The sequence below is a fragment of the Vibrio sp. YT-16 genome, assembly GCF_033337405.1.
In the GTDB taxonomy this organism is placed as follows: Bacteria; Pseudomonadota; Gammaproteobacteria; order Enterobacterales; family Vibrionaceae; genus Vibrio; species Vibrio alginolyticus.
Genome location: NZ_JAWOQQ010000030.1, coordinates 1 through 12,788 on the forward strand (window position 1 = coordinate 1; position 12,788 = coordinate 12,788).

The window sequence follows — 12,788 nt, forward strand, 5'->3', positions numbered from 1 at the left end:
GATGTCCTGCCAAACGACACCGATATTGATGGTGATAAGCTGTCGATTGAATCGGCTTCCGTACCTGAAACACAAGGCACAGTTGAGATCGTTGATGGCAAACTGGTCTTCACACCGGCTGAGAACTTCCATGGTGACGCCGAAATCACTTACACCATCACTGATGGTTCGCTGACTGACCAAGCGAAAGTAGCTGTTACCGTTAACCCAGTAAACGATGCGCCAACGATCAAGGTCGATGCTGTAGAAAGTATCACTGAAGATGCAGTGAATACCGATACGGTAGTGGCAACGTTGGAAGTCGCTGATATCGACACGCCAGAAGAGCAATTAACCGTTTCTTTAGAAAACAACTCAAACGGCTACTTTGCGCTAGTTGGCGATGAAGTCAAACTGACTCAAGCGGGTGTTGACGCGGTTAACAACGACGAACTCAACCTTAAAGACCTAACGATCAGCGCATCAGTATCGGATGGTGTTAATCCAACGGTTAGCGACAGTGATAGTTTGATTGTGAATCGCGTTAACGATGCACCAACAGTCGACAATGTGATTTCAGATCAAGTGTTAGCAGAAGATTTTACGATCTACACGATTGATTTAAACGACGCATTTAAAGACAGCGACTCCGCACTGAACTTCTCAGTGTCCGGCAACAGCAACGTGTTGGTGTCGATTGAAAATGGCATCGCGACCATTAGCCCAACTGCGGACTGGAACGGCTCAGAAACCCTAACCTTTACCGCCACCGATCCAAGCGGTGAAAGCGTTAGCCAAACGGTGAACTTCACAGTGGCGCCTGTGGCAGATATTGAATCTGACCGCGCGACGGTTGTGGAAGACACACCAACCATCATCAAGGTTTTAGGTAACGACACGTTCGAAGGCGACGACAAAGTGGTGTCGCTCGATAGCAATAACGGTCCAGCTAACGGCACGGTCTCGGTCAACCCGGATGGCAGCGTCACTTACACGCCAAACGACAACTACCACGGTACAGACAGCTTTACCTACATCGTTACGTCCGGTGGCGTCAGTGAGTCCACCACGGTGAACGTCGATGTGACGCCAGTCAATGACAAGCCTGACAGTGAGGACTTTACGCATGTGACTGACAAGCCTGTGACGCAAGTTGTATTTGATACTGATACGAAACCTTTAGGTGATGGCGACTCTCAAGATCATATCGCGGATGTTGAAGACGACTTAAAAGGCAACGATCTACATGTCCGAATTACTGAACTGCCAACCTCAGGTACGTTGTTCTTTAAAGATAGTGATGGTGAGTTGCACGAAATTAAAGAAGTAAGCGATACGCTTTATGACAAAGACAGCCTTTACTATGAAGCTGATAATGTGGGTTTCTTATTAGGTATCAAGGATCGCCCAGATACACTAAATAGTTCCGAGTCTACAACAGATTTCAATAATTGGGGGCTAAGTGAGGACGGAGGTCCATCACACTCCCGTACTGAGCATTTAGCAAATGGAGCTTCTATCACCATTTCTTCTGATAGCGGTGAGCTTGCGCAGTACAACCGCCAGGTGTCACACATCGGCAATGGTATCGCTGACAATGATGGGCAGGGTATTGAGAAAGGTGAAACGATTACGATCGATTTGTCTAATAATCCTGTGGGCAGCGTAAACCTTGGCTTAGATGGATTAGGTGGATTGTTTGATTACGGTGATGACAACGCAGCACTTATTACGGTTACATACTTAGATTCAAATAATGTCCAACAGACTCAAACGTTCGAGTTTTTGAAGCCTGAAGGCAACTTCATGCTATTCCAAGAAACAAGCGTTGGTTATGGGAAAGATCTAGCTCTTCCTGAAGGTTCGGTCATTACTCAGTTAGATTTTTCTACGAAAAATGAAGGGAACTGGGAGTTACGTTATGTAGAAGGTGTACCTGCCGAAGACAGCTTTGGATATGTGGCAGTCGACTCTGAAAATGGCGTTAGCGATCCATCTACAGTCAATATCGTTAATGAAATGCTAGATGGTAATATTGCTGAAAATGGGCCAAGCCTGTCTGTGGTCGGTGATAGCGTGACTGAGGGTGACAATGTCACGTTCTCGGTTGTTCTAAATGAAACCACTAGCACTGCCGTTAAGTACCAAGTTGATATGCTTGCTCAAGGTTCTTCAGTTGATAAGAATGACGTAAATCTATCAAATGCAACCTATACAAATGGTGTTGTTTTCTTAGGTGGTTACTTGATTGTTCCTGCAGGTATAAGTAGCTTCGAAATATCGATTCCGACTATTGATGACTTGGTTGTGGAAAGCAGCGAAACGATCGTTCTTGAGATCGGCGGTGAAACGGGGACGGCAACAGTTCTTGATAATGACAGTACAAAACTTAGCGTAGTAGATGCCGGCGATGTCATTGAAGGAACTGACGCAATATTTACCGTTTTACTCTCTAACCCTGTTCAAGAGGCCGTTGTCGTCAATCTGAAGTCAACAACAAATGATAGCTATACTGCGGAAGATGTTGATCTAGGCACTATGGTAGTGACCTATGTGGATACTCATGGTCAAACTCAAACATTAGATATAGCGCCTAATGGAGACGTTACTATACCTCCAGGTGTCGCTGAAATTAAAGTCGCAGTCCCGACCAAACTAGATAATGTCCATGAAGGTGATGAGAGCTTTGGTCTTACGGTTACGGAAATCGGTAGTGTCACCAGTAATGGTATTGCAACTGGTAACGCAAATATTGTGGATTCTGATCCTGCACCTTTAGTTAGTATTAGTGCCGATCAAAATAGCGTAAATGAAGGTGAAACGGCAGGCTTTACGCTGACACTTGATAAAGTTGCAGATGAGAGTGTTACGGTTCATGTCGAATATAGTGGCGTGGCCCAAGATGGAAAAGATTTTGTTGGCGTTCTGAGTGTTGAAGTTCCTGCGGGTCAATCTTCAGCTGCTCTTGACTTACTGACGGTCACCGATGGTATTTATGAGGGCGCAGAATCTTTCACAGTAACCATTAAAGAGGTTGATGGCGCTGATGCGAGCATTGCTTCAAATAACAGCGCAAGTGTTGTGATCGTTGATGCCCAAAGTGCACCGAAAGTGACTATTAGCTCAGATCAATCCTCAGTTGATGAAGGTAGTGATGCAAAATTTATCGTCAACATTGACCAAAAAGCAGATGAAGATGTACTGGTAACATTCACAATCGGAGGGAATGTTGATGACAAAGATTATATTGCTCCAAGTACGTACACAGTCACGATTCCAGCGGGTAAAACGTTGGCGCCGATTGATATAAAAACTCTCGATGATGGTATTTACGAAGATCTTGAAAACCTAACCGTGACTCTAATTGATACGGTTGGTGCAGATTCGACGCTTGCAAGTGACTCGAATGAAGCAACAGTCTCTATTATAGATGCTCAGCACGCTCCAGAGTTTATTTCTGGCGGCGATAGTGCTGGTGACAAACCAAATGATGATGTTTACGACTTCGGGTCAGTTAACGAAAACACGGTGATTGGGGCCGTTATCGGCACGGTCGTTGCTGAAGATCACGATAATGACGTGCTTGTATACCGTTTTGCAGATGGCTCGAGCACTAATGGTATTTTTGATATCGACCCGACAAGTGGAGAGATTTCATTGAACAAGACAATCGATGATGTTGACTTGGGCGATTATACGCTTCAGGTTGAGGTTATCGATGGAACTGGCGGGATTGATACTGCCGAGGTAAATGTTTCTCTGGTAAATGTGAATGATGCTCCTGAATCTTCGCCTTCAGTGGTTGAGATGAATGAAGATACTCAAGTGATGCTTGATTGGTCATCATTCGGTATTAGCGATGTGGACTCTGATGTATCAGATCTCTCCGTCCAAATTACAACGCTTCCTAGCGATGGCTCATTAGAGTACAGAGATTCGCAAGGCGATTGGCAGTCTGTACAAATCGATCAAGTCCTCGATAAATCGCTTTTTGAGGAAAACGGTGTTCGTTTTGTACCTGAATTAAATGAATCAGGCAGTGACAGCTTCGGCGGAAATCAAGTCGGAGATCAGGAATCTAGTTACGCTCAAATTGGTTTTAAACCGACAGATGGGCAGAGCTCTGGTCAAGAGTCGACACTGACAATAGACGTGAACCCTGTAGCTGACAAACCGAACTTAATTGCAGTGACGCCATTAAACTCATTGCCTCAACAAGAGTTTAACGTTACGACATGGAGTAATGTTCAAGTTGGTTCTAGTGATGGTATGGGGGTCAATGGAGAGACTCTAATCTCAGCGATCAACGCTCTTAATGAAGCCGATGGTACTCGATTGAGTTGGGCAAATGTGGAAGATTTAGGGACTCATGCAACCTTGGCAAATGAGGCCGTTCTAGTCACATCTCTTGTTTATCTCGAAGCTGGCTCGAGTTACGACTTTGTCGGTCAAGCCGATGATAGCCTTGCAATCAAGTTGGGTGGTACGTTACTTGATCAAGCTCGTTGGGGGAGCGACAGTGGTGATATTAAGGGAGCTAGCTTTACCCCTTCGGTATCTGGCTTTTATCCAATTGAAATTTATCACCATAACCAAAGTGGTCCGGGTAACTTTAATGTGGATGTATCCATTAATGGACAAGCGCCTGTCAACCTGAGCAATAGTAGTCTTTACGTAGTTAGTGATGAAAGTGCACTAGAAGCAACTGATATCAGAACGTCTGAACTACAAGAAGTTAATGGTGTTGCGTTTTACGAAACATACCAGCTGAACGAAGGGTTACAAGATACAGCGATACCGCTCTCTGAAATTAAAGCAAGCTTAAATGATACAGATGGCTCTGAATCACTTAAAGTCACGCTAACTGGCTTACCTGTAGGTGCGATCCTTTCAGATGGAAATAGTTCTATTACTGTCGCAACTATTGATGAAGAACTGGACGTGACAAGTTGGGCATTAGATGCACTTACTGTGACTCCACCTGCGGGCTCCCATGATGACTTCACTATCAATTTGACTGCAACGAGTACAGAAAGCTCGAATGGTGATTCAGCAGAATCTAACTTGGCGATCAATGTTGTAGTACATGAGAACTTACCTACGGAAACGGAAAGTGATTTGGGCGAAACCATAGAAGACAATACTCTACAAGGGAATGTATTGCTTAATGACTCTGACGGCGACAATATTCTGATGGTAGATCATCTTACTATCGATGGTGCTGATTACGAGGTAGGCGAAAGTGTTTCTTTGACTAGTGGTACGTTACTAGTAAACCGAGATGGTAGTTACATATTTGAACCTGCTGAGCATTGGTCAGGTGACGTTCCATTAATTAGCTATACCACAAATACTGGCGTAACAAATACACTTGATATCAATGTTGTTGCTATCGCAGATGCACCTACGATCACGATCAATGTTGGCGACTTAGTTAAACGAGATGCTATTGATCCAAACCATCACTTAGCTACATCGGCAATAAATAATACCAATACCGAAAATGAGGCTGTCGCAGCCAACCTTGGGTTGGATAATGCAGTACCTAAAATTAATACACACGCTGGTGTTGTGTTGGGAGTCAATACTGACTTAAGTGACACCGACAGCTTGTTTGTTGGGACAGATTTCAACGATGTATTCTATGGTGGCGGTGGCGATGACGTATTTGTTGGCGGTGGTAACAATGATACGTTTTATGGTGATGACGCGACCAGTCTTACTCTGCATGATGGTAAAGATACAGTCTACTTAACAGGGAACTTTGATGACTACAAAATGACCTTCAAAGACGATCATGGAGGTAAAGTTCCATATTGGATTTTATTAGATAGTCGTTCTATCGATTCGGTAAACGATCATACAGGTAGTGATGACCGAGGTGATCATTTATATGAAATTGAACGCGTTGTTTTTGCAGACAAAATTGTTGATTTGAAACCTGATGGCACTTATGAAGTGCTTCAAGATCGCTGGATTTCGGTCGATGTGGATGTTGATCTAGTTGATGTCGATGGAAGTGAGGATTTAGCGCAGACTGCTCTTGTACAAGCTCTACCAGACGGTGTTGACGTGTATGTTGATGGGGTCGCAATTAAGCAAGATTCAAATGGAGATTACCCTGTCACTCTTGGTACAGATGGTAAGCTTTCCCTGGATATCAGAGTGCCATTCGATTATGAAGGCAGCTTAGAGTTCCCGCTAAGCGTTACTGCTACGTCTGTTGAAGGATCAAATAATGATGCAGCTTCAACAACTGAATCCGTTGAGCTTACAGCTCGTGACTATGTGTTGGAGTCGGGATCGCATGGGAATGATCAGATAACGGGTAGTGACGATCACGATATTATTGTTGGTGATGTTCAAGGATTGGAGATCATTGCAGGTCAGGACTACAACATCGCATTTGTTCTGGACACTTCAGGGAGCATGGGTAACTGGGTAGGAACTGCGAAGCAAGAAGTGCTAGATGTGTTTGATGAGCTGTTAAGTGCGGTAAATCAAGGAGAGAAGCCAGGGACAGTGAATATTCACCTTAGTGAATTTGCTTCAAGTGCATCAGCGGTGATTTCTGTTGACTTGAGTTCTCTTACAGCAAGAAAAGAGTTTGTAGAAGAGTTGAATCGTGTAATTGATGATGAGGGTTCTGGCGGCACAAACTATGAGGCGGGCTTACAGTCGGCCGTTGAATGGTTCAGCAGTCAACCTAACCCTAATGGCCAAAATATCACGTACTTTGTTACGGATGGTCAACCAAATAGAGCAACATACCTCTATGGTGTAGCACCGAGTGAATTCTCGAAAGTGATTTTGGACGTCGATAATTCTGGCAAGCTTGTTACCCTGCAAGATATTGCGAGTAAAAACAATTACTCATACGGACAAACAGTTACCTACAAAGGTGATGTCGTTATAGATAGTTACGGTAAGGTTTATTCACCGCTAACAGGAAGAATCCTTGGCGATATCGACAGATATTATGGCTCTATCCGTTATTACGATGAAGGGAATAGCTCGACACAAGCTCAACACATGTATCAAGTACTAGCGGCATTGTCCTCTATAGAAGCGATAGGTCTTGGGAGTGGCGTTGATGAACATACACTCAAGCAGTATGACACTGATGGTGTGGTAGAGTCAGATATTGATGTTACTAAGCTTGCTGAAACGATATTGGGTCAAGATGTACCTCTCAAACAAGGTTCAGACACTATTCAAGGAGGTGAAGGTAACGATATCTTGTTAGGTGACTTAATTGAGTTTGGTGGTAATGAACAAGGCTTAAGTGCGATTCAATCACATGTGGCGCAGCAAACGGGTCAGGATGTGTCTACCGTTGACGGCGAAGATATACATGAGTACGTTAGAAATAACTTGGAAGAATTCAACCAAACTCACCAAGGAGATAAATCGGATAATTTATATGGCGGCGCTGGTGATGACTTACTATTTGGTCATGGTGGCAACGACATACTCGTTGGCGGTGAAGGGGATGATATTCTGATTGGTGGTTTAGGTAGTGATACTTTAACAGGGTCAGAAGGGGCCGACATCTTTAAGTGGAGTGAAGTCACTAACGATGTTGATACTGTCACTGACTTCAATAAAAATGAAGACGCTCTAGACTTCTCAGATCTGTTTGACGACTTATCTAAAGATGAAATTGGAGAGCTTCTTAATGATCTTCAATCAGGTGATCATACTGGTGATGTCGGAGAGTATCATGTAGAAGTGGCACCAGACGGGGGATCTGAGGCAAACCTGAGTATTACAAAAGGGAGCTCGACATTGGACATCCATTTTGACGGTGCAAGTGTTGATGATGTGACTCAAAGCTTAATTGCGAGTTTAGAAGCTCAGTACAAAGACATGTAGTAGCGCTAAACTGTAGTCAAATTTAAAATCAAAAAGGTCTAGCAATTTGCTAGACCTTTTATTTTTACGGTCTGTTTATTGTTGTGCTAGCTTTTTGGAAGTGTTGTGAAAACGGTCCATTCTTTCTTCACTTCACCCTTGTGGCCAATCACTGTTGCGGTTACTCGACGGTTCAATGCGTGACTAACTTGGTCTGTACCTTGTGTCGCAAGTACTGTGTCTCCATAGCCGACAATGGTAACTCTATCTCCACTAATGCCGTTCTTCATGAGCTCTTTTCTAACGTTTTCAGCGCGGCGCTTAGATAAGTCAAGATTATGTTCTGCAGTACCAGTGCGACTAGCATAACCTTGAATCTCTATAGACGTGTTCGGGTACTCTTTCAAAAAGTCGGATAGTTCAAGAATTTGTTGCGTAAAGATAGGGTTGATCACATCGGAATCGTTCGCAAATAGTACTCGAATTTGCATTTCTTGTGAGGAGTCAACGTACGAACCGCAACCGTCGTTGTCTATTTCGGCACCCAAAGGTGTACCCGGGCACAAATCTCGCTCGTTAATGACTCCGTCAGAGTCATCATCTATATGATCAGCCCATTGATCGGCAATTGGGGTATCTATGTAATCATATTCATCACCACGATCTGATGAACTGCATGCGGAGAGCATTAATGAGAGTGTAATAAAAGCTATGTGTTTCATAATTAATACTCCACTTCTTCTAGCCATTCTTTAGGCATTTCAACCCTTAATGCACTCAACAGTTGCCCAGTTGCGTTCATCACTCGATATTTGGCGTACTGCTCTGCGTATTTAGAATCTAAGTAGTCTTTACGCGCCTCAAAGAGCTCGTTTTCAGTGTTCAATAGATCAAGCAGTGTTCGTTTACCGATGCGATATTGCTTCTCGTAAGCAATTACGGTTTCAGACGCAGAGTCTACATGATCTGATAGAAACTCTTTTTGTTGTAATGTTAAATCAAGCGCACTCCAAGAAAGCCTTAACCCTTCTTCAACATTGCGATAGGCACCTTCACGCAAGTCTTTTGCTTTATTTAGCTGGTAGGCAAAGTTTTCTGAGTTCGCTGCATCACTGCCACCATTGAATAGGTTGTAGCGTAGACGCAGCATGGCAAGTGTCTCATCACTTCGACCTTTTAAACCATCAGCGTCGTCACGCCATGTTTGCGAAGCTTCAATTGAAATGGTTGGGTAATTAACACCTTTAGACTGTTTGTATTGAAACTTAGCCGAGTCTACGTCTGCGAGCGCCACTTGAATAACGGGATGAAGTTCAAATGCCAAGCCTACCGCTTCATCAACCGTGTACGGGATAAAGTTTTGGTCCGCTCTCGGAAAGATTAACCCTTGTGGTGTTTGACCGACTAAACGAGTGAACATCGTGTGAGAGTCATACAGGTTATTTTGAGCAGCAGCTAAGTTTCCGTGTGCTTTTGCCAAACGTGCTTCTACCTGCGTCAAGTCAGCAGTAGAGCCGATACCCGAGTTGACTCGTTTTTTAATGTCATCGTAAATATCTTTATGAACAGCAAGGTTGTTTTCTGAAAGCTTTAGGACTTCATACGCTTTAACAGCGTCCAAGTACACTTTAGTCACTTCAAGTGCCTTATCTGAAGCATCTGCTAAGAGTTGAAATCTAACAGATTCAGCATCAGCTGCGGTTCGATCAATATCATTTAATGTAGCGCTACCATCCCATATTAGTTGGGTCAGTGTCACTGAAGCTTCCTTTCGAGTGTAATCCGTGTCTCCTCGACCAACTTCATCTGACGGGTCTAATCCTTCATATCCAATTCCAGCATCTAGATCAACAGAGGGGAGGTAAGCACCTGATGAAGCTTCATTTATGTACTTCTGGCTCATAAACTCGTTAAATGCACTCTTAATATCGGGGTTATTTTGTAGCGTCTGTGCAACCGCTTGCTCTAGAGTTTGACCGAAAACTGGTGAAGACACTATTAAGCAACAGCAGGCTATATGTACTCGATTCCATCTCACGTTAGTTCTCCTAAAATCATGTCGCTCTTATTCTGTTTCATATTTGAGACGAGAAGTTACAAACAATGAATTTTCTTAGTGCGTATTATCAACTTGTTGATGTTTAAATGTTTAATTCAATAAAAAACAACAATCTTACTCTCTAAACTCTAGCATACGAGGCAAAGCTTGCTTGGTAAGTGGTCGATTTTTTCGTAGAAAATCTTTTTATCTTAAGAGCATAGCGGAAACTGGCTTAAATGAAGGCAAATTCTTCGGTTATTTTCCTTATTACTCTCAAAAAACTAAATCCTCTTGGAATAAAACGAAAAATTCATATTTTGTCTAAACTATAGACGTGTTTAGTGCAGTAACAAGCCTTTAATTAAACTAATACAAGGATGAAGAGCATGGATCGAGTAGCGTTAAGTTCATTGATGAGCAATGTCGTGGTTATAGGGCTTGATGGGAACCTGAGAAGTCTTGAAAGTGGTCAGCTACCTCAGCCTGGTGAATTAATTATTGAGGAAATTTCTGATACATCAGAATTAATTGTACAACAGGTAACACCGCAAGGTAGTTCAATTAACGTTACTGATGATGTCACTGCGCTAATCGAGGCTATCGCTAGTGGAGAAGACCCTACTGCTCTTGGTGAGGATTTTGAGCCAGCTGCAGGTGAGGAAAGTGGTTCTAGCCCCCAAAATACTGGTGCAATAGATCGTACTGGCGCTGAATTGTTGGCTAGTACGAATTTTGAGACCGTCGGTATTGATGGAATCGGACTATCTACAACTCAAGCACTATCTTTGTTGGATCTTTTCAGAGTAATTAATGGCCCTGTACCACCGACTATCTTAGTTCAAGAAATATCTAGTCCGACTATCAACGAAGGTGACCAAGTTGTATTCGATATTACTCTAAGTCAAACAACTGAAGACAACACTGATGTCATTCTTTCTCTCCTTGATGGAACCGCAACAGGCGGCTCAGCTGACGAGAACGGGAGTGACTACGTCAATGAGCGTGTCCTCATAACATTTTCTGATGGTACAACAGAAGAAGTTTCAGTCGGTGAAAGCGGAACCTTTACCATTTCGATCCCACCGGGTGAAAGTGACTTTACGGTCTCTATAGACTCTATTGACGACTCTGTATTTGAAGGCCCAGAAACGTTTACGCTCTCTGGCACGACAGAAGAACAAAGCACACCTGTTACTGGGACTGCCACTATTTTAGATGATGGTAGTGGACCTGGCTCAAATCCTGATGATGATCGCCCAGCGGTAACGATGAGTGATGCAGGTACGGTTAATGAGGGTGAGACAGCGAACTTCAAAGTGACGCTGTCGAATGCCTCCGAGTCCACTGTTCAAGTCGAGCTAGGCCTGAACTTAGGCGATACCGAAGTTGGAGATTTGGGCACCCTAGAATACAACACGGGAAGCGGTTGGGTTGCAGTGCCAAACGATGGCGTAGTAACGGTGCCAGCGGGGCAAACCGAGTTTGATGTGCGTATCGCTTCCATTGATGACGCTGTTTATGAAGGCCCAGAAGATTTCAGCGTGACGGTGACTGGCATTGGGGCGGTGCAAGGCAGCGATACCGGTACGGCAACGATAGTGGATGATGGCAGTGGTCCGGGCCCTGATCCGGATGATGACCGTCCAAGCGTGACTATTTCAGACGCTGGTACTATTAATGAGGGAGAGGCAGCGAACTTCAAAGTCAACTTATCGAACGCCTCTGAAGCGGAAACGCAAGTGGAGTTGGGTCTTAATCTCGGCGATACCGAAGTTGGAGATTTAGGCACCCTAGAATACAACACAGGCTCCGGTTGGGTTGCAGTGCCAAACGATGGTGTAGTAACGGTGCCAGCGGGGCAAACTGAGTTTGATGTGCGTATCGCTTCCATTGATGACGCCGTTTATGAAGGTCCTGAAGATTTCAGTGTCACGGTGACTGGCATTGGCGCAGTGCAAGGCAGCGATACAGGTACGGCGACGATTGTGGATGACGGCAGTGGCCCGGGTCCCGATCCGGATGATGATCGTCCAAGCGTGACTATTACGGATGCTGGCACCATCAATGAGGGGGATACGGCGAACTTCAAAGTCACTTTATCGAACGCGTCTGAAGCGGAAACGCAAGTGGAGCTGGGTCTTAATCTCGGCGATACCGAAGCCGGTGACTTAGGTACCTTGGAATACAACACCGGAAGCGGTTGGGTTGCAGTACCAAACGATGGCGTAGTAACGGTGCCAGCGGGGCAAACTGAGTTTGATGTGCGTATCGCTTCCATTGATGATGCGGTGTACGAAGGCCCAGAAGATTTCAGTGTGACAGTAACCGGCATTGGCGCAGTACAAGGCAGCGATACGGGGACGGCGACGATCGTGGACGATGGCACTGGGCCAGGCCCCGATCCGGATGATGACCGCCCGAATGTGACTATTTCAGATGCTGGCACCATCAATGAGGGTGAGACAGCTAACTTCAAAGTGACGTTGTCGAATGCCTCCGAGTCCACTGTTCAAGTCGAGCTAGGCCTGAACTTGGGCGATACCGAAGCCGGTGACTTAGGTACCTTGGAATACAACACAGGCTCCGGTTGGGTTGCAGTGCCAAACGATGGCGTAGTAACGGTGCCAGCGGGGCAAACCGAGTTTGATGTGCGTATCGCTTCCATTGATGACGCCGTTTATGAAGGTCCTGAAGATTTCAGTGTGACAGTGACTGGCATTGGTGCAGTGCAAGGCAGCGATACGGGGACGGCGACGATCGTGGACGACGGCAGTGGTCCGGGCCCTGATCCGGATGATGACCGTCCAAGCGTGACTATTTCAGACGCTGGTACGATTAATGAGGGTGAGACAGCGAACTTCAAAGTGACGCTGTCGAATGCCTCCGAGTCCACTGTTCAAGTCGAGCTAGGCCT

Annotated in this window: 4 protein-coding genes; 2 read left to right on the plus strand and 2 right to left on the minus strand. The window is 44.8% G+C overall.

Features of this window, described 5'->3' with window-relative positions; all coding sequences use genetic code 11:
• The coding region (locus R7F07_RS23950; protein WP_318110576.1) for a tandem-95 repeat protein at nt 1-7,854 on the plus strand (7,854 nt) is incomplete at its 5' end.
• Between the two features lie 86 nt (nt 7,855-7,940).
• On the opposite strand, the gene R7F07_RS23955 is transcribed toward R7F07_RS23950, so the two are convergent.
• Both R7F07_RS23955 and R7F07_RS23960 read right to left on the minus strand, forming a co-directional pair.
• Nucleotides 7,941-8,555, minus strand: coding sequence for an OmpA family protein (locus R7F07_RS23955; RefSeq protein WP_005377363.1), 615 nt, complete (start codon nt 8,553-8,555; stop codon nt 7,941-7,943).
• Nucleotides 8,556-8,557: 2 nt separating this feature from the next.
• Nucleotides 8,558-9,871 carry a TolC family outer membrane protein gene (locus R7F07_RS23960; RefSeq protein WP_021707835.1) on the minus strand — a complete coding sequence of 438 codons (1,314 nt, stop codon included), beginning with the start codon at nt 9,869-9,871 and terminating at the stop codon, nt 8,558-8,560.
• Between the two features lie 389 nt (nt 9,872-10,260).
• Here R7F07_RS23960 and R7F07_RS23965 point away from each other — a divergent pair.
• The coding region (locus R7F07_RS23965) for a Calx-beta domain-containing protein (RefSeq protein WP_318110577.1) at nt 10,261-12,788 on the plus strand (2,528 nt) is incomplete at its 3' end.

Excerpts from the sequence above, each read along its gene's own strand:
- R7F07_RS23955 (WP_005377363.1), bottom strand. The coding sequence starts at position 8,555 with ATGAAACACATAGCTTTTATTACACTCTCATTAATGCTCTCCGCATGC.